Below are 23,456 nucleotides of genomic sequence, written 5' to 3'. Positions count from 1 at the left end.
GCGCTAGAGGGTGATCGACTCGACGAGCTGCGACGCGGCCACGACCGGATCGGCGGCCTGGGTGACCGCCCGGCCGATGACCAGCAGGTCGGCGCCGGCGTCGAACGCCTCCTGCGGCGTGGCGGCGCGAGCCTGGTCGTGGGTGGGGGTGCCGGCCGGCCGGATGCCCGGCGTGACGATGGTGAGGCGGGGCCCCATCTGCCGAGCGTCGCGGGCATCGGCGACCGCGCACACCAGGCCACCGCAGCCGGCCTCGATGGCCAGGGCGACGCGCTTGGGGAGGATGTGCGGCGGCGCGGTGTCGTCGCTGGTGAGGACGGTGACCGCCAGGGCGCAGGGCTCGGGCATGCCGGCCTGCGCCGCGCCCTCGTTGAACCCCTCGACCCCGGCGCGCATCATGTCGACGCCGCCCATGGCGTGCATGGTGGTGTACGAGGCACCGAGGGACCCGAGCACCTTGGCGCTCTTGTTGACCGTGGTGGGGATGTCGTGGAGCTTCAGGTCGACGAACACCTGGTAGCCGAGCTCGACCATCGTCTCGATCGCGTCGGGACCGGCTGCGCTGTACAGCTCGAGGCCCACCTTGACCACGCCGAACCAGGGGCGGAGGGTCTGCCCCAGGCGACGAGCCACCACCAGGTCGTCGATGTCGAGCACGAGCGCGAGGCGGCGCCTCACGTCGTGGTCGGCGTCGACCAGGGGCGCCTCAGCGTTGGCGGTCGTGTCCATGGATCGCTCCGATCAGTTCGCCCACGTCATCGATGCGATGGCGGCGGCACCAGTCAACCAGTCCTACTGCAACCTGTCCCGGGGCCCGCGGATCCGCGAACGTGGCCGTCCCGACCTGCACCGCGGATGCTCCGGCCACCAGCAGCTCGGCGGCCGTCTCGGCATCGGTGACCCCGCCTGCACCGACGATGGGCACGTGCGGCCGGGCCGCGGCGACGTCGTGGACCGCCCGCACCGCCACCGGGTGGATGGCCGGACCGGACAGGCCGCCGCCGCCGTTGCCGAGCCGGTACGTGCGGGTGGCCGGGTCGATGGCCATGCCAATGACCGTGTTCACCAGCGTGACCGCCTCGGCCCCGCCCGCCACGGCCGCGTCGACGATGGGGATCAGGTCGCCCACGTTGGGGCTGAGCTTGGCCCAGCGGGGCCGGCCGCACGCCTCCGTGACCGCCATGGCGGCCTCGGTGGCCTCGGCCGAGTGGGCGAACATGCCCGACCGGTCCTCGACGTTGGGGCAGCTGAGGTTGACCTCGACGGCCACCACCTGCGCCGGCGCCGCCGCCATGGCCTCCGCGGCCCGCCGGTAGTCGTCGACCGACCGGCCCCAGATCGACGCCACGACGGTGGCGCCGGTGGCGAGCAGGGCGGGCAGGTCGTCGGCGATCCAGGCGGCCACGCCGGGCCCCTGGAGCCCGACGGCGTTGAGCATCCCTGCTGTCGCCTCGTGGACCCGCGGCGCGGGGTTGCCCGGCCAGGGGTCGGCCGAGACCGACTTGGTGACCACGGCGCCCAGGCCGGCCAGATCGACGTAGGAGGCCAGCTCGGCGCCGTGGCCGGCGGTCCCCGATGCGGTGAGCACGGGATTGCGGAGCTCGATCGATCCGACCCGGGTGGGCAGGGCGGCGATGCGAGCGATCCGCGTGCGGGCCACGGTCAGTGGAACTCCTGCAGCGGCTTCACCTGGAGGTCGTGGGTGGCCCAGTCGGCCATGCCCTCCGCAGCGGCCAGGGCCGCGGCCGCCGTGGTGAGGCACGGGATCCCGGCCACCCCCGCGGCGGCCCGGATGTAGCCGCCGTCGGCCCGGGGGCCTCGACCCCTCGGGCTGTTGACCACCATCTGGATGTCGCCGTCGCGGATGAGGTCGACCGCGGTCTCCCCTCCCCCGTCGTCGCCCAGCTTGGCCACCCGGCGGGCCACGTCGACCCCGGCGGCCTCGAACGCGGCGGCGGTGCCCTCGGTGGCCACCACCTCGAAGCCCAGCTCCAGGAAGCCGCGGGCGGCGGTGACGCCGTTCGCCTTGTCCCGGTCGGCCAGCGAGAAGAACACCCGGCCCGACTCGGGCAGGCGGTCCCCGGCCGCGATCTGGCTCTTGGCGAACGCCAGGCCGAACGACCGGTCGATGCCCATGACCTCGCCGGTGGAGCGCATCTCCGGGCCGAGCACCCGGTCGGCGTCGGGGAAGCGGTTGAACGGGAGGACGGCCTCCTTAACGGCGACGTGGCCGTCGGTGGAGCCCGGGCGCATCAGGCCCTCGGCCCGCAGCTCGTCGAGCGTGGCGCCGACCATCACCCGGCTGGCCACCTTCACGAGCGGGACGCCGGTGGCCTTGGCCACGAACGGGACCGTGCGGCTGGCGCGCGGGTTGGCCTCGATCACGTAGACCTCGCCGTCGCGGACCGCGAACTGCACGTTGATCAGCCCGATGACGCCGAGCGCCTCGGCGATGGCCCGGGTGTGGCCCTCGATCACGCCGATGGTCTCGGGGGTGAGCGAGTAGGGCGGGATGGCGCAGGCGGAGTCGCCCGAGTGCACCCCGGCCTCCTCGACGTGCTCCATGACCCCGCCGATGATGACCTCGCCGGTGCGGTCGCGGATGGCATCGACGTCGACCTCGGTGGCGTCCTCGAGGAACCGGTCGACCAGCACCGGGCGGGAGGCCGAGAGGCCGCCCTCCTTGCCCAGGGAGCCGAACCCGGCCAGCTGGGCCATGGCGGTCTCGAGCTGGGCGTCGTCGTAGACGATCTCCATGGCCCGGCCGCCGAGCACGTACGACGGGCGCACCAGGACCGGGTACTGGATCTCGTCGGCGATGGCCTTGGCGGCCTCGTAGCTGGTGGCGGTGCCGCCGGGAGGCTGCGGGATGCCCATCTCGGTGCACAGGGCGTTCCAGCCTTCGCGGTCCTCGGCCAGGTCGATGGAGGCGGCCGAGGTGCCGAGCACCAGGCCGTCGGGCAGCAGGCCGGAGAGCTTGAGCGGCGTCTGGCCACCGAGCGACACGATCACGCCGACGAGCTCGCCCGACGCCTGCTCGCCCTCGATGACGTTCATCACGTCTTCGTAGGTGAGCGGCTCGAAGTACAGCCGGTCGGAGGTGTCGTAGTCGGTGGACACCGTCTCGGGGTTGCAGTTGACCATGATCGTCTCGAAGCCGGCGTCTCGCAGAGAGAAGCTGGCGTGGACGCAGCAGTAGTCGAACTCGATGCCCTGGCCGATGCGGTTGGGGCCCGACCCGAGGATCATGACCTTCTTGCGGTCGCTCGGCCGGACCTCGTCCTCGTCCTCGTAGGTGGAGTAGTGGTACGGGGTCTCGGCGTCGAACTCGGCGCCGCAGGTGTCGACCGTCTTGAAGGTGGCGCGCACGCCGGCGGCGAGGCGAGCGCTGCGCACCTCGGCCTCGTCGGCACCCCAGAGGTGGGCGAGCTGGGCGTCACCGAAGCCGAGCCGCTTGGCCCGCTTCCACGCCCGGGCGGTCATGGCCGCCAGGCCGGTGGCCTCGAGCTCCGCGCGCTCCTCGGTGATGAGGCTCATCTGGTCGAGGAACCACGGATCGACCCGGGTCTCGTCGTAGATGCGCTCGAGCGGGATCCCCCGCCGGATGGCGGCCTCGAGCTGGAACGGGCGCTCGGGGGTGCCGATGGACGCCGCCGCCACCAGGTCGTCGTCGCTCAGGTCGTCGTAGGCGGCCTCGGCGGGGTCGCCGTTGAGGCCCAGGCGGCCGTGCTCGAGCGAGCGCAGCGCCTTCTGGAGCGACTCGGGGAAGGTGCGGCCGATGGCCATCGCCTCTCCGACGGACTGCATCTGGGTGCCCAGGACCGCCTTCTGGCCCGGGAACTTCTCGAACGCCCAGCGGGGCACCTTGGTCACCACGTAGTCGATGACGGGCTCGAAGCTCGCCGGCGTCTTCTTGGTGATGTCGTTCGGGATCTCGTCGAGCGTGTAGCCGACGGCCAGGCGGGCGGCGATCTTGGCGATCGGGAAGCCGGTGGCCTTGGACGCCAGGGCCGACGAGCGCGAGACCCGGGGGTTCATCTCGATCACGACCATGTCGCCGTTCTCGGGGTTCAGCGCGAACTGGACGTTGGAGCCGCCGGTCTCGACGCCGACGCGGCGCAGGCAGGCGAAGGCGGCATCGCGCATCTTCTGGTACTCGACGTCGGACAGCGTCTGGGCCGGGGCGACGGTGATGGAGTCGCCGGTGTGGACGCCCATCGGGTCGACGTTCTCGATCGAGCAGATGATCACGCAGTTGTCGGCCGTGTCGCGCATGACCTCCAGCTCGTACTCCTTCCACCCCGCGATGCTCTTCTCGATGAGGATCTCGGTGATGGGGCTGGCGTCGAGGCCGTCGTGCGCCACCTTCTCGAACTCCTCGAGCGTGCTGGCGATGCCGGTGCCCTTGCCGCCCAGGATGTAGGCGGGACGGATCACGATCGGCAGGCCGATCTCGTCGACCACCTGGCGGGCCACCGTCATGGCGGCGGCGACCTGCTCGGCCTTGGGCGCCTTCTTGAGCTCGACCGGCGGAGCGGCGGTGCCCGACGACGGCACGTCGAGGCCGATGCCGATCATCGCCTCCTTGAACAGCCCGCGATCCTCGGCGGTGGCGATGGCCTCGGCGTCGGCGCCGATCAGCTCGACGTCGTAGCGGTCGAGGACCCCGGCCTCGACCAGCTCCATGGCCAGGTTGAGGGCCGTCTGGCCGCCCAGGGTGGGGAGCAGCGCGTCGGGCCGCTCCTTCTCGATGATCTTGGTGAGGATCTCGACGTCGAGCGGCTCCACGTAGGTGGCATCCGCGAAGTCGGGGTCGGTCATGATCGTGGCCGGGTTGGAGTTGGCCAGGATCACCCGGTAGCCCTCCTGCCGCAGGACGCGGCAGGCCTGGGTGCCCGAGTAGTCGAACTCGCAGGCCTGGCCGATCACGATCGGGCCGGACCCGATGAGCAGGATCGAGGAGATGTCGGTGCGCTTGGGCATCAGGCCTTGCCTCCGGCGTTGACGCTGGCCATCAGCGCCGCGAAGTCGTCGAACAGGTAGGCGGAGTCGTGGGGACCCGGCCCCGCTTCGGGATGGTGCTGCACCGAGAAGGCGGGCACGTCGAGGGCGCTGATGCCCTCGATCACGCCGTCGTTGAGGTTGACGTGGGTCACCTCGGCCCGGGCGACCGAGCCCTCGGCGACCGCGAAGTTGTGGTTCTGGCTGGTGATCTCGACCGCGCCGTCGCGCAGGCGGCGCACCGGGTGGTTCCCGCCGTGGTGGCCGAACGGCAGCTTGGTGATCGAGCCGCCGAGCGCCGTGGCCAGCAGCTGGTGCCCGAGGCAGATGCCGAAGACCGGCACCTGCCCGAGCAGCTCGCCGATGGCGTCGACGGCGTAGGGCACGGTGGCCGGGTCGCCCGGGCCGTTGGAGAGGAAGACCCCGTCGGGGCCCAGCGCCAGCACCTCGTCCGCCGTGGTGGAGGCAGGCACGACCTCGACCGTGGCCAGCCCGGAGAGGTGGCGGAGGATCGTGGTCTTGATGCCGAAGTCGTACGCGACGACCCGGTAGGGACCGCCGTCGACCGTGTAGCGGGCGTCGGTGGTGACCTGCGAGACCAGGTCGATGCCGTCGGTGCCGGGCTCGGCGACCGCCGCGGCGACCAGGGCCGCCTCGTCGACGAGCGTGCCGTCGGCGGCGGGGCCGAGCGCCCCGAACGCTCCCGGGGTGGCCCCCGAGTCGCGGATGTGGCGGGTGAGGCGACGGGTGTCGACGCCGCCGATGCCGGGCACGCCGTGGCGGGTCAGCCAGGCGTCGAGGTCTTCGGTGGCGCGCCAGTTGGACCGGCGCCGGGCCAGCTCCCGCACGACCACACCGCGGCAGAACGGGCGCCGGGACTCCTCGTCGGCGGCGTTGACGCCGTAGTTGCCGATGTGCGGGTAGGTGAAGGTGACGATCTGCCCGGCGTAGGACGGGTCCGAGAGGACCTCCTGGTAGCCGGAGAGCACCGTGTTGAACACCACCTCACCGGTGGCGATCCCACCGCTGGGCTCGGCGCCGAGCGCCTCGCCCTCGAAGATGGTGCCGTCGGAGAGCACCAGGAGCGCGTCGCGGACGGTCATCGGACCGGCCCGCCGAGGGAACCCCGGGCAAAAAGAAAGCCCCCGTCTGGGGGCTCGGGCGACGAAGTGGGTTGTGCCATTGCGTTCTCCTGTCCGTGTGGGCCTCGCTGAACCCACTTCACGGTCAGGAGGACAACGTATCAGCCGAACCAGGTGGTCTCCGACTTCGCTTTCGGTGACGGAGCCACCACGAGCCCGCGGCCCGGACGCGCGGCAGCGCCCCGCCCAAGCGGGGTGACGCCGAGCTGGGAGCGGACCGGCGATGGTCGGCTGGGGCGCCCGGGCGGACGGAGATCAGGCCGCGTCGGGGCCGGCCCGGGTGGGATCGATGGGCGTGCCCTCGGTGGGGCTGGTCGGTGCGGGTGGCACCCCTGGGGGCCGTTGCCCGGTGACGTCGGGTGGAGGTGGGACGGCATCGGGCGGCGGCTGCTCACCGGCTGAGACCTCGTCTTCGGGGCCGGGGATCAGGGGGTCGGGGTGGAGGTGGAAGCCCGAGCGATCGAGGCGTTCGCCGGTCGGTGGGACGTAGCGGTGCGGTGCGATGCCCGCCTCGGCCGCCGAGCGCTCCACGTGGGCGCTGGGGTCGGTGCCGGGTGCAGGTGGGGTGGGGACGATCGGCCGGCCGACGGCGTCGAGGGGTTGGTTCCAGGCGTTGGTGAACACGACACCGGGGACCGTGTGGCGTGGGAGGTCGGCGTTGCCTTCGATGCCCAGCGAGCCTTGGTGGTGGCTGGTGTGGTGGTGCGAGCAGAGGGTGATGAGGTTCCAGGTCTCGGTGGGCCCACCGTCTTCCCAGTGCCAGAGGTGGTGGATCTCCAGCCCGGTGGTGCGACCGCAACCCGGCACCGTGCAGCAACCGCGGTCGCGGTGCTCGATGGCGCGGCGCAGCCGCCGGTTGATGACCCGGGTCACGCGCCCTGCCCCCAACGGGGCCAGCCCGTCGCGGACGATCCCACGCAAGGAGGCGTCGCACAGGAGGTGTCGGCGCTGTCCGTCGGGGATCACGATCCCCAGGTGCGTGGCCAGCTCGAGGCCGTCGGCCCCCGCTTCGAGGTGCACGTGCACCAGGTAGCGGTCGGTCCCTGGCCGTGGTGCCTCTCCAGCTCGGAGGGCACCCTCGGCCATGGCCACGAGCGCATCGGCGGCGTACACCGGCTGCAGATCGGAACCGGTGGCGCTGGCGTCGGCCTTCGCTTGGCGCTTGAGATCCTCGTGCATCGCCTTCAAGGCTCGGTCGACGATCGCCCCGCGCGCCTCGGGCAACCGGATGTGAGCGAAGTAGCCGCGCTCGTCGTAGCCCGTGGACACGCTCCCCTGCGCCTCCAGGTCTTCGTCAGATCCAGGCTTGGGCCGGCTCGGGCTACGGGGGTCGCGGTACCACGGCAGGGCTTGGCGCAGCTGACGGACCGTGCAGCACTGCGCCACCCGCGCCGCCGACTCGTCGTAACGGGCCGGGACGTATCGGGCCACCTCGGCAACCTGGTCCAAGGTGAGCTCCCCCAACGCCAGCGCAGCCATCGTGTGCGGGAGCTCCCCGCGGCGCTTCGCCACCCGCACGATGTCCGCTGCCCGCCCCGGCGCGATCCCCGCGCGCCACTCCATCCACCTCTCCGCCGTCAGGTTCGTCCCACCCGACACCCCGATCGCGATCGCATCCGCAGCCAGCTCCATCATCCGCGCCTCGGCCACGTTGATCAGCCCTTGGGTGGCGGCCAGCTCCTCGCAGATGGCGTCGTACTCCTCGACCGACGGCCGCGGTGCTCCCGACGATGCGGGGTCGAAGCTGCGAGGCGGGGCCATGCACCTCACCCTACGGGCGATCCAGCAGCGAAGCGAACATCTGTTCGATCATTTCGATGGTTTCTGATGATCACCGAAGTCCTCCCCATCGCTCCCCGAAATACCGGACATCGACGGCCCGGCCGATCGGGGACGCATAGCGTGCAGGCCATGACCCTGCCCACCCCTGCTCCCGACCGCACCGCCGTCGTCACCGGCGCCTCCTCCGGCATCGGTGAAGCCATCGCCCGTGACCTCGCCGCCCGCGGGCACGGCGTCACGCTCGTCGCCCGCCGCGCCGACAAGCTCGCGGCCCTGGCCGCCGAGCTGCGGGGCAAGGGGGTCCGGGCCGAGGTGCTGGCCACCGACCTCACCGATCGGGCGGCCCGGGCGGCGCTGCTCGACCAGGTCACCGAGCTGGGCCTCACCCCCGACATCCTGGTCAACAACGCCGGGCTCTCCACGGTGGGGCCCGTCGCCAACGCCGATCCCGATGCCGAGATGCACATGATCGAGCTCGACGTGGTGGCCCTCGTCGACCTGTGCGTGCGCTTCCTGCCCGGCATGGTCGAGCGCGGGCGCGGCGGCATCTTGAACGTGGCATCCACGGCCGCCTTCCAGCCCCTGCCCGGCCAGGCCGGGTACGGCGGTTGCAAGGCGTTCGTCCTCTCGTACACGCGCAGCCTCGGCGGCGAGCTCAGGGGCACCGGGGTCGCCACCACCGCGCTGTGCCCCGGACCGGTCGACACGGGCTTCGTCGAGGCAGCCGGCTTCGACAAGGAGGCCGCCGAGGCGGCTCTCCCCGGCTTCATGTGGGAGCGCCCCGAGGCCGTGGCCAGGTGCGGCCTCGATGCCCTCGACAAGGGCCACCCCGTCGCCATCCCCGGCACCGCCAACCGGATCGGCGCCACGTTCGCCCACCTCGCGCCCAAGCGGCTCCTGGTCCCGCTCCTCGCGTCGAGGCACCCCACCCTCAAGTAGCCGCACCCCCCCAAGGCGAACTTGTTGCACGCAGCGCTCTCCTGAGCATCCGCTGCAACAAGTTCCCAGGGAGGGTCACCCAGCACGCATCGTCACCCCGACCCGACCCCGGAACTTGTTGCACGCAGTGCTCACCTCGACACTGGCTGCAACAAGTTCCGGGGGTGGGGGGGGTGGCAGCGGCTGCAGGTTCAGCTGCTTCAGCCGTAGGCCTGGGTGCCGTAGGCCTGTCCGGTCAGAGCGTCGGTCGTCTGCATGACCATGGCGCACGGTGCGGGGCCGAGGGTGGTCGTCGTCGCGTTCGGGGAGATCGGCCCGCCCAGGCCGGGCGACGGCGCCTCCGGGTAGAAGGTGGCCCAGACCAGACGCCCGTCGCCCGTCCACGTGCGGTGCTGGGGATCGGTCAGCACGGCCAGCTTGGTGACCGACGCCCCCATCCCGCGGTCGAGGCTCACCGCCGATCGCGGCACGGTGGCCCGGTCAGCCATCGACGGCGGGTCGAGGACGAACAGGTTCCCCCACGAGATCTGGTGGGCGAGGCGCTCGCCACCGCCGGCGGCGGGCACCGCCAGCTCCCCCGCCGTCGGCCGCTGCACCTCGGTGCACACAGGGGCCCCGCTGTCGGCGGTGGCGTTCGAGGTCGTGGTGGTCGGGGCGGCGGTGTCGAGGTCGGAGCTGCGGCTGAGGACGCTGCCGTCGGCGGCGTAGGCGACGACGTCCCACGCCGCCACCCCCGCCGGGACCACCCCGGAGAACGCCTGCGCGGCACCGAGATCCGCGGCGCCGGCGTGCCGGGCGAGCTCCACCGTCAGCCCGGAGCCTGACGGCACGTAGCTGAGCCGGACCGCCAGATCGGAGACCACGCCGAACACCACGTCCTCGTCGCCCAGCGACGCCTTGGCCGCCACCACCTGGTCGGGCCGCTCCGCGTCGAGGTCGACGGCTTCGGTGGGCTTGTTGGCCCCGCCGCTCGTGACCGACTCGAAGTCGAGGCGCTCGTGGCCGTCGGGTCCCTCCCAGGTCAGCCGGTACGAGCCGGTGGAGATCCGGTCCTGGAACACGACGGCCCCGTCGGGCGACGCGAACGGGGCGTCGCTCGCCTTGTACGTGAGCACCCGGCCGTCGGGCCCGTGCAGCACGAGGGTGTCGCCGGTGACGGCGAAGGTGGTAGCGCCCTGCTCCGACGCGCCCCGGGGCTCCGGGACGAACGGTGCCACCGTGAGGCCGCGGCACCCCACAACGGTGACCACGCCTCCGACGCCCCACATCTCGTCGCCGTCGACCCGCAGGTCGCCACCGCCCGAGTTGCACCCGTCGTAGAGCTCGAACCCGGGATGGCCCTGCCGGTCGCACTGCTCTCGGCAGTCGGTGGCCTCGTCGAAGGCGACGGTGGGCGGGTGCCGGAGGAGGCCCGAGAGGTCGACGGGACCGCCCTTCTCGGTCAGGGCCGACAGGGTCCACAGGGTGCCGTAGAGGGGACGGTCCGAGACCGCTGCGGCCGGGCCGGCGGTCGTGGTGGTGGCGTCACCGACGCGCAGGCGCTCGTCGCGCCCCGACCGGTGGAGGTGGGTGGCGCTGACGACGACGAGGACGAGCACGGCTGCGGCGGCCAGCCCGATCAGGATCGGCCGCCGACGCCCAGCGGGCCTCGTGGCGCGCACCGGGGTGGCCGCGGGACTGCCGGTCGGCAGCTCGGGGGCGGCGGGCGCTTCGCGCACCAGGGCATCGAGGCCGGCTCGGATCCGATCATCGAGCGCATCGTCAGGCGGTGGGGTCTCGGTCATGACAGCTCCCTTCGGAGGGTCTGGCGGGCGCGGGCGAGGTGCTTGCGCACGGCGCCTTCGCTGATCCCCAGCTCGTCGGCGACGGCACCGGGGGTCAGGTCCGCCCAGTAGGTGAGGAACACCGCGGCGCGCTGGCGGACCGGAAGCGCGGCGAGCGCCGCCATGATCTCGGGCACCGGATCGGCCTCGGCGGGCTCGCGGGCCGGTCCGGCGAGGCTGCGGCGCTCCCGTGCGGCCCGGCGCAGCGCCGTCCGGTGCGAGGTGCGGACCTCGTTCACCACCGCCCGGGTCAGGTACGCACCCTTGTTGGTCACCGCCGGCCAGTGGGGCGATGCCAGCACCTTGACCACCGCCGCCGCGACCACGTCGTCGGCGGCCGACGGACCGGCCAGCGCGGTGGCGAGCGCGACGAGCCGCGACGCGTGGAGCGCGTAGATCGCCGCGTCGTCCACCACCGGTTCGGTCATCACACCCATCAGACCCCACCGCGGCGCCTTCTGGGTGACAACGCGCCCCAGACGGCAGGTGCGCTGGGCCGCGAACCCACGAGGGTCCCGGCCGATCGCTCGCGCCAGCCATCGGCGGGGTGGGATCCGGCCGACCGGCCGGATCCCACCCCGCCTCAGGTCACGACACCGAGAAGCCCGAGAACGTCCCCTTGTTGAACTCGTCGCCTGACGCCTTGCTCGACGTGAACATGCCCGCATCCTGGGGATCCGCAGCGTTCGTCAGGGTCACCGAGCCGAACGGGCTGAAGGTGCCCGCAGCCCCGCTCACATCGGGTGCCCACGAGGCCACGTACGTGGATCCCGTTCGCTCCAGCCGCAACCACACCACGCCGTTGACCGCGGTGCTGCTGGCCACCGAGGCCCCCGATGTGCCGTCGAGGTCGTGATCCCCGTCAAGGTCCGCGCGGAGGACCAAGCCGCCGCCCGCCCGCTGGGCGAGGACCACATAGCCACGCCCGGGTGGGCCGTCGTAGTGGTTGTGAGCGCCGGTGAGATCATTGCGGATCACCAGGCCCGACAGTGCCGCGTCAGCTCCGGTGCCGGTGGCGGTCTGACCCTGGAGCCGCACCTGCACCGTGACCTTGTTCGGCCCGTTCACCGCGTCGGGGCTGTAGATCACCCCGTTGCGGTCCCACGCTGCGGTGGTGGCCGAGTAGGCCGGGCCGTCCTCGTACGGGCCGACGCCTTGGATGCCCGCCACATGGTTGATGTCGGTGAAGCCCTTGCTGTTGATGCGCAGCGTGGCCGTGGGGCTGTACGGGGTGTCCTGCCCGAAATAGGTCTCCGCGGAGGTGGTCCGGTACAGCGCATCGTCGTCGGAGGCGAGCGCGGCCTTCACCACGCGGAGCTCGGCGACCTTCGAGGATCCCGCAGGGATCTCCTCGGCCGAGAGCACGTGGTAGTAGGTGATGTACTGCGTCAGGCCGCCGTCCTTCGAGAACTCCGGGTGGGCGTAGGCGGCGTACGCGTTGCCGTCTTTCATCTGGGCGATCACATCGCTGCGCGACCACGGCCCTTCCAGCTGATCGGCCACGCGGTAGCGGATCTGTGCGCCTGCCGCGTAGACCTGCACCCACTTGTTGAGCGCCGGGTCCTTGAACACCGACATGCCCCCGGCGCCGCCCGTGAGCGATCCGCCGGCGTCACCGCTGCGCACCGTGCTCGCACAGCCGATCTCGGTCGTCCACCCGGGGACGACCGGGCAGCCGACGAGCACGTTGGGGTCGCTGGTGGGCGCGGCCGCCGGGGAGTTCCCGTCGCTCCAGTACCGCCACGAGTTCCGGTTGTAGATCGACCCCGCGTTGACGGCGCCGACCCTTGCGATGGTGCAACCTGCCGCGAAGCCGCCGGCGCAGCTGTACCCGTAGAAGTAGTCGTCGTCTCCGCGGACCAGACCGGACGCGAAGGCCGGGAACCCGGTCGTGTTCTGCGGATCGGTGCTCGGGTTGTACCAGAGGAGGTACGGGTTGGTGCTCAGCGAGGCGTTGGAGATCTGCTGCGGGACGAACTTGGAGCCAGGCACCGACATGTCGCGGATGGCGATGCCGTATCCCTTGTCGACCACATCGGCGTCGTGGTAGTGCTGATCCGTCTTCGGGAGCGATGGATACGGAGGCTTCACGTTCCGTCCGATGATGTGGTACATCATCACGATCCGGTGGTTCGCCGGATCGGCGACCATCATGCCGCCCCAGTTCTTGTAGCAGGTGTCGCAGTTGAGGGTGACGTTGCGGCTGGGGTACGGCGCCGGGAGGTCGACCGCCTCGATCGGCACCTGCGTCGGATTGGGCACGGTCGAGGTCGGCGAGGGCGTCACCATGTTGTCGTAGATCCACGTCGTGATGTTGTCGTCGAGATCGAAGTCGTTGGTGGCGGCGACGGAGTTCGAGATCAGGTCGTCGTGGGCGGTGCTGTGCGTCCCCGTGTCGCCGAACGACCACACGTCGACATCCGTGCTCCCACTCGTGTAGCGCACGCTCTGGCCCCGGTCGTGGCCCTTGATGTACGACGGATCCCCGAGCGCGAACTTGTCGCCCACCGACTTCACCGCCACCAGCGCCGGGGGTGGCGTCGGAGGTGGAGGGTTGACGGTGGCCGACGAGGTCGACCCGATCAGGATCACCAGGGTGGCGGTGAGGGCGATGCCCGCGTGGATCCGACGTGTGCGCTGCACAGCTGCTCCTTGGGTTCGGTGCGGAGCGCGGGTCCGCTTCGAAACCGAGGCGGCGCGCTCGTTCCCCCCGGTCGGCACCTCTCGGTGCCGACCCCGCCTCGCGAGCAGGACCCTAGCGAGCTGTCACCATCCGTGCCCGGATGACCACGGACGGCGAGCAGATCAGCGCTGGGCTTCGCCGCCGACCACGACCGGCTCGCCGGCGAGGAGGGTGTGGCGGACCCTCCCCTTCAGCTCGCGGCCCTGGTACGGGGTGTTGGTGCTGCGGCTGGCCATGGCGGCGCCGTCGACGGTCCAAGCCGCCTCGGGATCGATGACGCAGAGGTTGGCCGGGTTGCCCTCGGCCACCGGGAGGCCGTGGGTGTCGCCCACGCCGATGACCCGGGCCGGGTTCCACGACAGGGCGGCCAGGACCTGCTGGACCGGCAGGTCGAGCTCGGTCAGCGCCAGGGCCAGGGCCGTCTCGAGGCCGAGCATGCCAGGGGGCGCCTGGTCGAAGGGGAGCTCCTTCGTCTCGGCGGCGTGGGGCGCGTGGTCGGTGGCGATGATGCCGATGGTGCCGTCGGCCAGGCCGGCCTTCACGGCGGCCACGTCGTCGGCGGTGCGCAGCGGCGGGTTCACCTTGTAGAGCGGGTCGTACGAGGCGCACTCGGCGTGGGTGAGCGTGAAGTGGTGCGTGGTGGCCTCGGCGGTGACCGGGAGGCCAGCGGCGATGGCCTCGCGGATCATGGCGACCGAGCGGGTGGTGCTCATGTGCTGGAAGTGGACGCGGCACCCGGTGAGGCGGGCCAGGGCGATGTCGCGCATCACCATGAGCTCCTCGGCCTCGGCGGGCTGGCCGGGGATCCCGAGACGGGCCGACCACTCCCCCTCGTGCATGTGGCCGCCGCCGCAGAGGGCGTCGTCCTCGCAGTGCTGGGCGAGCGTGACGCCCAGGCCGGTGGCGTACTCCATGGCCCGGCGCATCATGGCGTTGCTCTGGACACCGGCGCCGTCGTCGGTGAAGAGGCGGACGCCGAGCGCGGCCATCTCGGCCATCGGCGCCAGCTGCTCCCCCGCCCGGCCCACGGTGATGGCGCCCGAGGCGTACACGTCGCACGGGGCGGTGCGGCCGAGGTCGAGGACCTGCTGCACGACCGCGGCGCTGTCCATGGCGGGCGTGGTGTTGGGCATGGCGAGGATGGCGGTGTAGCCGCCGAGGGCGGCACCGCGGGCGCCGGTCTCGACCGTCTCGGCCTCCTCCTTGCCGGGCTCGCGGAGGTGGGTGTGGATGTCGACGAGGCCGGGGGCGACGATGCAGCCGGAGGCGTCGAGGGTGCGGTCGGCGCTCAGGTCGGCGCCGACGGCGGTGATGCGCCCGTCGACGACCACCACGTCGGCCGTGCGCTCCCCGGTGGCATCGATGACGCGTCCACCCTTGATGACGATGGACGGGGACTCAGGCACGGGCAGGTTCTTCCTCGGTGACAGGGGCAAGGGCGGGGTCGGGGGCGTCGCTCGGTTCGCCGTCGGGCGCAGGCGGGGCCACCAGGCCGGTGCCCGAGCCGAGCAGGAGGTACAGCACGGCCATGCGCACGGCCACGCCGTTGCGCACCTGGTCGAGGATCACCGACCGCGGCAGGTCGGCCACCTCGGCGGCGATCTCGACCCCGCGGTTCATCGGCCCGGGGTGCATGACCAGGGCGTCGTCGCGGAGCAGCTCGACGCGGCGGTTGGTGAGCCCGTAGGTGGCCGTGTACTCGCGCAGCGACGGCAGCAGCGCCTCGCTCATGCGCTCCCGCTGCATGCGCAGCAGGTACACCACGTCGACGGTGGGCAGCACCTGGTCGATGTCGTGGCTGACCTTGACCGGCCAGCCCTCGAGGCTCGGCGGCAGCAGGGTGGGGGGCGCCACCAGCGTGACCTCGGCCCCCATGGCCGTGAACGCCGCCACGTCGGAGCGGGCGACCCGGCTGTGCTTGATGTCGCCGACGATCGCGATGTGCTGGCCGCGGAGGTCGCCGCGGTGCTGGCGGATCGTGTAGCAGTCGAGCAGGGCCTGGGTGGGGTGGGCGTGCCAGCCGTCGCCGGCGTTGATGACCGACGCGTCGACCCACTCGGCGATGCGGTGCGGGGCGCCGGCCGAGGCGTGGCGCACGACGATGGCGTCGATCCCCATGGCCTCGATGGTCCTGGCGGTGTCGCGAAGCGACTCACCCTTCTTGACCGACGAGGAGCTGACCGAGAAGTTCATGGTGTCGGCCGAGAGCCGCTTGGCCGCGGTCTCGAACGACAGCCGCGTCCGGGTGGAGTCCTCGTAGAACAGCCACGCCACCGTCTTGCCCCGCAGCGCGGGGACGCGGGCGATGGGCCGCTGCGACACCTCGACGAACGAGTCGGTGAGGCGCATGACCTCATCGATGCCCGCCCGGCCTCCGAGGTCTTCGATGTCGAGCAGGTGGCGCACGTGGGGGGACGGGGCGCTCACCTCATCATCTCCCCGAGGTCGACGCCGTCGACGTGGACGTCGACCACCTCGTCTCGTCTCGTCGGCAGGTTCTTGCCGACGTAGTCGGGGCGGATCGGGAGCTCGCGGTGCCCGCGGTCGATCATCACCGCCAGCTGCACCGCCCGGGGCCGGCCGTAGTCGGACAGCGCGTTGAGCGCGGCCCGGATGGTGCGCCCGGTGAACAGCACGTCGTCGCACAGCACGACCGTGCGCCCGTCGAGCGACCACGGGATGTGGGTGACCGCCTCGGGCAGCACGGGCCGCAGCCCGATGTCGTCGCGGTAGAACGCGACGTCGAGCGTGCCGACGGGCACCTCGACGCTGGCGATGGCGTTCAGCGCGCCGGCCAGCGCGTCGGCCATCGACACCCCGCCGGTCTGCAGGCCGATCAGGATCACGTCCTCGATGCCCTGGTTGGCCTCGATGACCTCGTGGGCCATGCGCCACACGGCCCGCTGCACGTCGGCGCTGTCCATCACGCGGGTCCGTGCCGCGAAGACGCCCCCGTAGGGGGGCGCCTGCCTGCGTTCTCTCTCAGCCATCCTGGCTCGCTTCCTGTCCGTCTGGGCCTCGCCGGACCCGCTTCACGGTCAGAGGTGGACGGTACCAGCCCGGCGGAGCGCTAGCCGGGGCGGTCGCGGACCCACACCACGGTGCCGGTCTCGAGCGCCCCCGCCTCGGTGAGCCCGCCGGCCGCGGCCACCGCGCCCGCCTTGGGGTTGTCGGGGTTGGTCCGGGCGAAGAGCCGGTTCACGGGCAGCTCGCGGAGCACCCAGTCGGCGAAGAGCAGGGCGGCGGCCCCGGCCCGGCCGGCGCCGCGGGACCCGTCGGCCAGCCAGTAGCCCATCTCGGCCCAGCGCTGCTCGGGCTCGACCATGATCAGGCCGATCTCGCCGTGGATCGTGCGGGGCTCGTCGAGCTCGGCGATCACCAGGTCCATGGCCAGCCCGCGCGAGCGGCGGATCTCCTCGCCGCGGATCCAGTTGCGGGCCGCCTCCTCGCTGGCGTCGGCGGGGACCGACGTCCAGCGGATCACCTCGGGGTCGGCCCAGCCCCGGGCCAGCGCCGCGGGATCGTCGTCGGCGGCCCCCCAGGGGCGCAGGCCGATCTTGGTGTCCAGGTCCGCGAGCGGAGGCCAGGGCAAGGGGAACACCCAGGGTTCTGCCCATCCCTCGCCGGCCATCGGTGCTCCTAGCGCAGCTCGGCGGCCAGCCGGGACAGCAGGCCGTTGACGAACGTGTGGGACTCGTCGGTGGAGTAGCGCTTGGCCAGCTCGACCGCCTCGGAGATGCACGCGCCGACCGGCACGTCGGTGTGGGCCAGCTCGAAGGTGGCGAGCCGCAGCAGCGTGCGGTCGACCGCCGGCATGCGCACGACCGTCCAGCCCACCGAGTAGCGGCCGATCAGCTCGTCGATCTCGGCGAGGTGGTCGCTGACGCCCACGACCAGCACGGCGGCGTAGGCCTCGGGGGCGACGGGCAGGTCGTCGAGGACCGCGGCGGGCGGGTCGATGCCCTTCTGCTCGGCCTCGTAGAGCAGGGCCAGGGCCCGCTCGCGCGACTCGCGCCGCGTGCCGACGCCATCGAAGCCCGAGACGCGCGGCGCGTCGGCCTCGACCACCTCGATCTCGCCGTCGTCGACGATCTCGTCGTCGGCGTCGACCGGCTCGAGGTCGGTGGTCTCGTCGATCTCGACCTCGAGCTCTTCGACGTGCTCGATGACGTCGTCGTCTCCGAGGCTGAGGCCTGGGGGGAGGAAGGGGAGTTCAGGGCTGTCGGTCACCGGGGGCACGGATCTAGGCGCGGGTGATGTAGTCGCCGGAACGGGTGTCGACCTTGAGCTTGTCGCCCACGTTGACGAACAGCGGGACCTGGATGACCTTGCCGGTCTGAAGGGTGGCGGGCTTGCGGGCACCCGACACGCGATCGCCCTGGACGCCCGGCTCGGTCTCCGAGACGGTGAGCTCCACCGAGGCCGGGAGGTCGACGCCGACGATCTCGTCGCCGTACATCTGCAGGACGGCGTTGGCCGACTCGAGCAGGTAGTCGGCGGCGCCGCCGAGCGAGGCCGGGGCCACGTGGAGCTGCTCGTAGGACTCCGTGTCCATGAACACGTAGTCGGTGCCGTCGTTGTAGAGGTACTGCATCTCCCGCTTGTCGATCATGGCCTGCTCGACCTTCTCACCGGCCCGGAAGGTCTTCTCGAGCTGGTTGCCCGTGCGCACGTTGCGCAGCGTGGTGCGCACGAAGGCGCCGCCCTTGCCCGGCTTCACGTGCTGGAACTCGACCACCTGGTAGAGGCCCTCGGAGAGGTTGAGGCTCATGCCGTTCTTCAGGTCGTTGGTGGTGATGGCCATGTGTGTTCCTTCGGGTGCAAGGTGCGAGCGCCGCGTCAGACCGCGGCAAGCTTGGGGGTGAGCGTGATGGGCGAGCAGCCGTCGGGAGTGACGACCACCGTGTCCTCGATGCGCACACCGCCGTGCTCGGGGAGGTAGACGCCCGGCTCGACGGTGACCACGCAGCGATCGACGAGCGTAGCAGTGGAGGTCTGCCCGACCCGAGGGTCCTCGTGGATGTCGAGGCCCACACCGTGGCCGGTGCCGTGGAGGAAGGCGTCGGCCCAGCCGGCCTCGGCGATGACGGCGCGGCACGCCTGGTCGACGGCCTTGGCCTCGATGCCGGCCGTGACGGCCTGCACCCCGGCGGCCTGTGATGCCAGGACCACGTCGTACATGCGCTGCTGGGTGGCCGACAGGTCGCCCACCGCCACGGTGCGGGTCATGTCGGAGTGGTATCCGTCGACGAGGGCCCCGAAGTCGATGACGACCAGGTCGCCGTCGATCACGGTGCGGTGGCCGGGACGGTGGTGGGGCATGGCGCCGTTGGGGCCCGAGGCGACGATGGTCTCGAAGCTCACGTCGTCGGCGCCCAGCCGGCGCATGGTGGCATCGAGCTCCAGGCCGAACTCGATCTCGGTGGGCCCATCGGCCAGGCGGGGGCGGACCTCGGCCAGCGCCGCGTCGGCGATGGCGGCCGCGGCGGTGAGCCGGTCGATCTCGCCCTGGTCCTTCACCAGCCGGAGCCCGGTGACGAGGCCGGTGGTGGGCACCAGCTCCAGCCCCGGGAACCAGTGCTCGGCGTAGGTGCGCTGGGCGGCCCACGTGACGGCGTCGGCCTCGAGCCCCACGGCCCCCACGCCGGCAGAGGCGACCGCCCCGGCGACCGCCTCCTTCTGCTTCGCGGAGCTGACCTCGATGGCGGCCTCGACGCCGGCCGCGCCGAGCTGGTCGGCGGCCTGCTGGCCGTACCGGCCGTCGGTCACGAACGTGAGCCGGTCGGCGGTGACCACGAGCAGGGCGGCGGAGCCGGTGAACCCGGTGAGGTACCGGATGTTGGTCAGGTTGGTGACGAGCAGCGCCGGGACCTCGGCCGTGGCCATCGCCACCTGGAGCCGCTCGGCCCGTCCCGCCACGTCCATCGGGGTCAGCTCGGGGTTCATGCCCCCAGCCTGGCCGCCACGGCCTCGATCGCCAAGCGGTACCCGTCGCCCCCCTTGCCGGCGATGGTCTCGGTGGCCACCGGCTCCACCACCGAGAGGTGGCGCCAGGGCTCCCGGGCCTTCGGGTCGGACAGGTGCAGCTCGATGATGGGCCCGGCGAACGCGTCGAGCGCATCGTGCAGCGACCAGGCGTAGTGGGTGAAGGCGCCGGGGTTGATGACGATGGCGGCGCACCGGCCCCGGGCGCCCTGGATGGCGTCGACCAGCACGCCCTCGTGGTTGGTCTGCAGGTGCTCGAGCGCCAGCCCGTGGGCGTGGGCGGCCGCGGTGGCGGTGGCGACGTGGTCGGCCAGCGTGGCCGTCCCGTAGACCGCCGGGTCGCGCTCGCCGAGCAGGTTCAGGTTGACGCCCGAGAGCAGGAGGACGAGCGGCCGTTCGGACATCGCACCATCGTGGCCGATGGCCGGGCCGCGCCCGCGGAGGCTTCTTGGCGCTGGGCGGGCTCAGGTGACGGCGTCGAAGGCGCCGAGGAGGAGCTTGCGGTCGTCGATGCGGAGGGGCTCGACGCCGTCAGGCCCGTCGAGCACGAAGGTGATGCCGTCGACGGCCTTCTTGTCGCGGGTGAACAGGTCGACGAGCTGCTCGGGGTCGAGGCCCGGCGGCACGGTCATCGGCAGGTCGTAGCCGCCCACCACCTTGCGGTGCTCGGCCACCCGTGCGGCGTCGATGCGGCCCAGGCGGCGGGCCAGCTCGGCGGCGTAGATGAGGCCGATGGCGACGGCCTCGCCGTGGCGGAGGTCGTACTGGCCGGCCGTCTCGAGGGCGTGGCCGAGGGTGTGGCCGTAGTTGAGGATGGCCCGACGGCCGGACTCGCGCTCGTCGGAGCCGACCACCTCGGCCTTGCAGCGGACGCACGCGGCCACCGCCTCGTCGAGGGGGAGGTCGGCCAGGTCCTCGACGCCCAGGAAGGCGTACTTGGCCATCTCCCCCAAGCCGTTGCGGTACTCCCGCGGCGGCAGGGTGCCCAGGACCTCGGTGTCGCACAGCACGGCCGAGGGCTGCCAGAACGACCCCACCAGGTTCTTGCCCTCGGGCAGGTTGACGCCGGTCTTGCCGCCGATGGCCGCATCGATCTGGGCCAGCAGCGTGGTGGCGACGTGCACCACGGGGATGCCCCGGTGGTAGACGGCCGCGGCGAACCCAGCGGTGTCGGTGACCACACCGCCGCCGACGGCAACCACGCAGTCGCCGCGGTTGAGGCCCCACTGCGCCCAGTCCCGGCAGAGGTCCTCGATGGTGCCGAGGTCCTTGCCGTGCTCGCCCTCGCCCATGGTGAAGACGCGGTGGTCGACACCGGGGTCGACCGTGACCGGGATCGACGCCTGGGTGACCACGGCGACCCGCTTCACGCCGACGGGGAGCAGCTCGAGCAGCCGGTGACGGGCACCGGACCCGACGAGCACCGGGTAGGAGCGGTCGCCCAGGGGGACCTCGAGCTCGATCACGGGGACACCTCGACTGTGCTCACGCGTGCGGGATCGACGACGCCGAGCTCGATCAGGTGCTCGACCGTCTGCTCGGCGAGGCGCCACTTGGGCTTCTCGCCGGCCTGGTGCGCGGGGAGCACCTCGACGACCGCATCGGCCACCTCGCGGTACCACGGGTCCCGCTCGGCGTACATCGGCGTGAGCACGCCCAGGGCGTCGTCGCCCAGCAGCGGCCGGTGGGGCTTGGCCTGCACGCGCGACGCCAGGAACTCCGGGGTGCCGTGCAGGTAGATGACCGTGACGTCGTGCTCCTGGAGGCGCTGACGGCTCGCCTCGGTGACGACCACGCCGCCACCGGCCCCGATCACCAGGGCATCGGGCCCCGAGAGCAGATCGGTGAGCAGCAGCGCCTCCTGGGTGCGGAAGGCAGCCTCGCCGTCGGTGAACCAGTCGGCCACGGAACGCCCGGTGCGGGCCTCGAGCTCGACGTCGGCGTCGACGAAGCGGTGCCCGATGAGCTTGGCCACCTTCTTGCCCACCGTGGTCTTGCCCGAGCCCATCAGCCCGACGAGGACGACGTGCGTGGGGCGGGCCACCTGCTGGTCAGGCACCGACCGGGCCCTGGCCGAGGGCCTCGACGAAGGTGCGGTGGTTGCGCGCCATCTCGTCGACGGAGTCGCCGCCGAACTTGCGGGTGGCCTCGTTGGCCAAGACCAGGGCGACCATGTGCTCGACCACCACCCCGAGCGCCGGGACCGCGGTGACGTCGGTGCGCTCCTTGAACGACACGCCGGCCTCCTTGGTGGCCGTGTCGACGGTGGCCAGCGTGGGCCGGTTGAGCGTGGCCAGCGGCTTCATGGCGGCTCGCACCACGACCGGCTCGCCGGTGGACATGCCGCCCTCGACGCCGCCCGAGAGGTTGGACGTGCGCTCGTAGCCCTGGGCATCGCTCCAGGTGACCGGATCGTGCGCTGCGCTCCCCCGCCGGCCGGCGACCTCGAAGCCGTCGCCGATCTCGACGCCCTTGACCGCCTGGATGCTCATGACCGCCTGAGCCAGGGCGCTGTCGAGCTTGCGGTCCCAGTGGACGTGGCTGCCGAGGCCGATCGGCACGCCGTAGGCGATGGCCTCGACCACGCCGCCCAGCGAGTCGCCCTCCTTGGACGCCTCCTTGATCTCGGTGACCATGGCGGCGGCGGCATCGAGGTCGAGGCAGCGGACCTCGTTCTCGTCGACGCGCGGCAGGTCGGCCGGACCGGGACGCTCGCCGTGCGAGCGGACGGGGCCCATCTGGATGACGTGCGACACGATCTCGACGCCGAGGGCGGCGAGGAGCTTCTTGGCCAGCGTGCCCGCGGCGACCCGCGCCGCCGTCTCTCGGGCCGAGGCCCGCTCGAGCACGTCTCGGGCATCGGTGAACCCGTACTTCTGCATGCCGGCGAGGTCGGCGTGGCCGGGCCGGATCTGGGTGAGGGGCGCCTCGGTGGGCCCATCGGCCGCCTCGGGGGACATCTCCCGCTGCCACTTGTCGGGGTTGCGCTCCCACTCGGTGTTGGCGATCTCGATGGCCACCGGCGAGCCGAGCGTGCGCCCGTGGCGGACGCCGCCGACGAGCGTGACCTGGTCCTGCTCGAAGCGCATCCGAGGGCCGCGGCCGTAGCCCAGGCGCCGGCGGCTGAGCTCGGCGCTCACGTCGTCGGCCGACACCTCGAGCCCGGCGGGCAGTCCCTCGATGACGACGATGAGGGCCTTGCCATGGGATTCACCGGCGGTGAGGAAGCGGATCACGTGGGCAAACCTACTGGCCTGCCACCGCCCGGAACGAAGTGCTTGCGGCGACGCCGAGCGACAGCGTGAGGTCGTCGTCGAACCCGTAGAAGCGCATGATCGGGCCCGAGAACAAGATCACGAGGATCGATCCGAGGGCGAGCCACGGGCCGAACGGGAAGGGCCGGCTCTCGCGCCGCACCACCATCACGACCACGCCGACGAGCAGGCCGATGACGCTCGACGCGATGAGCGCGATCAGCACCAGCACGGGGTCGAGCCAGCCCACCCAGAGGCCGAGGAGGACGGCGAGCTTCACGTCGCCCATCCCCATGCCCTCCTTGCGCATGATCAGCTCCCAGGCGAGCAGGACGATCAGCAAGAAGCCGGCGAAGCCGAGGCCGCCCACGACGGCGTTGCGGATGGCCAGCCCCGGGTTGTCGGCCAGCGCGAAGGACATGACCGGGATGACCACCAGCGAGGCGACGATCGATGGGTAGGTGATCCGGTTGGGGAGGATGTAGAGCTCGAGGTCGATGACCGACAGCACCAGCAGCACCGAGAACAGCACCGCGTACGGGATCACCAGGGCGGTGTCGCCGAACCGGAGCCCGGCCACCACCCAGAGCACGGCGTTCGTGAGCTCGACCAGCGGGTAGCCCACCGGGATCGGCTCCCCGCACGATCGGCACTTGCCCTTGAGGAGCAGCCAGGAGACGACCGGGATGTTGTCGCGGGTGCGGATCGGGGTCTCGCACAGCGGGCACTTCGACGGCGGCGAGACGAGCGATTCCCCGGACGGGACCCGCACGATCACGACGTTGAGGAACGAACCGATCGCCAGGCCGAAGATGGCCAAGAGCACGAGCAGCAGTGCGGTCGACAT

At 72.0% G+C, this 23,456-nt stretch carries 21 protein-coding genes; 1 reads left to right on the top strand and 20 read right to left on the bottom strand.

Annotation, left to right across the window (positions count from 1 at the left end):
* Positions 1-3: 3 nt before the first annotated feature.
* From pyrF to ACPPVX_RS22155, 5 genes are all read right to left on the bottom strand, one after another.
* Complete coding sequence (gene pyrF, locus ACPPVX_RS22175; protein WP_426572760.1) at positions 4-729, bottom strand: orotidine-5'-phosphate decarboxylase; 726 nt, start codon at positions 727-729, stop codon at positions 4-6.
* Complete coding sequence (locus ACPPVX_RS22170; protein ID WP_426572759.1) at positions 707-1,660, bottom strand: dihydroorotate dehydrogenase; 954 nt, start codon at positions 1,658-1,660, stop codon at positions 707-709. The genes pyrF and ACPPVX_RS22170 overlap by 23 nt, the downstream gene beginning before the upstream one ends.
* Before the next feature lie 2 nt (positions 1,661-1,662).
* A complete protein-coding gene (carB, locus tag ACPPVX_RS22165; protein ID WP_426572758.1) occupies positions 1,663-4,983 on the bottom strand; it encodes a carbamoyl-phosphate synthase large subunit in 3,321 nt (1,106 codons plus the stop codon).
* Positions 4,983-6,104 (bottom strand): glutamine-hydrolyzing carbamoyl-phosphate synthase small subunit, encoded by a 1,122-nt coding sequence (gene carA / locus ACPPVX_RS22160; protein WP_426572757.1) that lies wholly within the window; start codon positions 6,102-6,104, stop codon positions 4,983-4,985. Before carA ends, carB begins: the two co-directional genes overlap by 1 nt.
* A 294-nt stretch (positions 6,105-6,398) precedes the next feature.
* On the bottom strand, positions 6,399-7,904 hold the full coding sequence (locus tag ACPPVX_RS22155; RefSeq protein ID WP_426572756.1) for a DUF222 domain-containing protein: 1,506 nt from the start codon (positions 7,902-7,904) through the stop codon (positions 6,399-6,401).
* A gap of 150 nt (positions 7,905-8,054) precedes the next feature.
* On the opposite strand from ACPPVX_RS22155, the gene ACPPVX_RS22150 reads away from it, so the two are divergent.
* On the top strand, positions 8,055-8,864 hold the full coding sequence (locus ACPPVX_RS22150) for an SDR family NAD(P)-dependent oxidoreductase (protein ID WP_426572755.1): 810 nt from the start codon (positions 8,055-8,057) through the stop codon (positions 8,862-8,864).
* Positions 8,865-9,064: 200 nt separating this feature from the next.
* Here the strand turns inward: ACPPVX_RS22150 and ACPPVX_RS22145 are convergent, their stop codons facing one another.
* From ACPPVX_RS22145 to ACPPVX_RS22075, 15 genes are all read right to left on the bottom strand, one after another.
* Positions 9,065-10,648 carry a hypothetical protein gene (locus ACPPVX_RS22145; protein WP_426572754.1) on the bottom strand — a complete coding sequence of 528 codons (1,584 nt, stop codon included), beginning with the start codon at positions 10,646-10,648 and terminating at the stop codon, positions 9,065-9,067.
* Entirely contained in the window at positions 10,645-11,115 is a 471-nt protein-coding gene (locus ACPPVX_RS22140) for an RNA polymerase sigma factor (RefSeq protein WP_426572753.1), read from the bottom strand. Before ACPPVX_RS22140 ends, ACPPVX_RS22145 begins: the two co-directional genes overlap by 4 nt.
* Positions 11,116-11,275: 160 nt before the next feature.
* A complete protein-coding gene (locus tag ACPPVX_RS22135) occupies positions 11,276-13,330 on the bottom strand; it encodes a DUF4185 domain-containing protein (RefSeq protein WP_426572752.1) in 2,055 nt (684 codons plus the stop codon).
* A 162-nt stretch (positions 13,331-13,492) separates the two neighbouring features.
* Complete coding sequence (locus ACPPVX_RS22130) at positions 13,493-14,782, bottom strand: dihydroorotase (protein ID WP_426575071.1); 1,290 nt, start codon at positions 14,780-14,782, stop codon at positions 13,493-13,495.
* A complete protein-coding gene (locus ACPPVX_RS22125) occupies positions 14,769-15,797 on the bottom strand; it encodes an aspartate carbamoyltransferase catalytic subunit (protein WP_426572751.1) in 1,029 nt (342 codons plus the stop codon). Before ACPPVX_RS22125 ends, ACPPVX_RS22130 begins: the two co-directional genes overlap by 14 nt.
* Positions 15,794-16,294 (bottom strand): bifunctional pyr operon transcriptional regulator/uracil phosphoribosyltransferase PyrR, encoded by a 501-nt coding sequence (gene pyrR, locus ACPPVX_RS22120; protein WP_426572750.1) that lies wholly within the window; start codon positions 16,292-16,294, stop codon positions 15,794-15,796. Before pyrR ends, ACPPVX_RS22125 begins: the two co-directional genes overlap by 4 nt.
* Positions 16,295-16,440: 146 nt before the next feature.
* On the bottom strand, positions 16,441-16,962 hold the full coding sequence (locus tag ACPPVX_RS22115; RefSeq protein WP_426572749.1) for a GNAT family N-acetyltransferase: 522 nt from the start codon (positions 16,960-16,962) through the stop codon (positions 16,441-16,443).
* 47 nt (positions 16,963-17,009) lie between these two features.
* A complete protein-coding gene (gene nusB / locus ACPPVX_RS22110; RefSeq protein ID WP_426572748.1) occupies positions 17,010-17,600 on the bottom strand; it encodes a transcription antitermination factor NusB in 591 nt (196 codons plus the stop codon).
* 13 nt (positions 17,601-17,613) lie between these two features.
* On the bottom strand, positions 17,614-18,174 hold the full coding sequence (gene efp / locus ACPPVX_RS22105) for an elongation factor P (protein WP_426572747.1): 561 nt from the start codon (positions 18,172-18,174) through the stop codon (positions 17,614-17,616).
* A gap of 35 nt (positions 18,175-18,209) precedes the next feature.
* On the bottom strand, positions 18,210-19,316 hold the full coding sequence (locus tag ACPPVX_RS22100) for a M24 family metallopeptidase (RefSeq protein WP_426572746.1): 1,107 nt from the start codon (positions 19,314-19,316) through the stop codon (positions 18,210-18,212).
* On the bottom strand, positions 19,313-19,759 hold the full coding sequence (locus ACPPVX_RS22095; protein ID WP_426572745.1) for a type II 3-dehydroquinate dehydratase: 447 nt from the start codon (positions 19,757-19,759) through the stop codon (positions 19,313-19,315). The genes ACPPVX_RS22100 and ACPPVX_RS22095 overlap by 4 nt, the downstream gene beginning before the upstream one ends.
* 60 nt (positions 19,760-19,819) lie before the next feature.
* Positions 19,820-20,821, bottom strand: coding sequence for a 3-dehydroquinate synthase family protein (locus ACPPVX_RS22090; protein WP_426572744.1), 1,002 nt, complete (start codon positions 20,819-20,821; stop codon positions 19,820-19,822).
* A complete protein-coding gene (locus ACPPVX_RS22085) occupies positions 20,818-21,414 on the bottom strand; it encodes a shikimate kinase (protein ID WP_426572743.1) in 597 nt (198 codons plus the stop codon). Before ACPPVX_RS22085 ends, ACPPVX_RS22090 begins: the two co-directional genes overlap by 4 nt.
* Positions 21,407-22,591, bottom strand: coding sequence for a chorismate synthase (gene aroC, locus ACPPVX_RS22080; RefSeq protein WP_426572742.1), 1,185 nt, complete (start codon positions 22,589-22,591; stop codon positions 21,407-21,409). The genes ACPPVX_RS22085 and aroC overlap by 8 nt, the downstream gene beginning before the upstream one ends.
* Before the next feature lie 10 nt (positions 22,592-22,601).
* Positions 22,602-23,456: a prepilin peptidase gene (locus ACPPVX_RS22075; RefSeq protein ID WP_426572741.1), complete on the bottom strand. Its 855-nt coding sequence runs from the start codon at positions 23,454-23,456 to the stop codon at positions 22,602-22,604.

It is taken from the genome of Aquihabitans sp. McL0605, from assembly GCF_049993875.1.
Lineage (GTDB): Bacteria > Actinomycetota > Acidimicrobiia > Acidimicrobiales > Iamiaceae > Aquihabitans.
The sequence above is the reverse complement of the archived record's forward strand: the minus strand, read 5'-3'. Positions and strand labels throughout refer to the sequence as shown.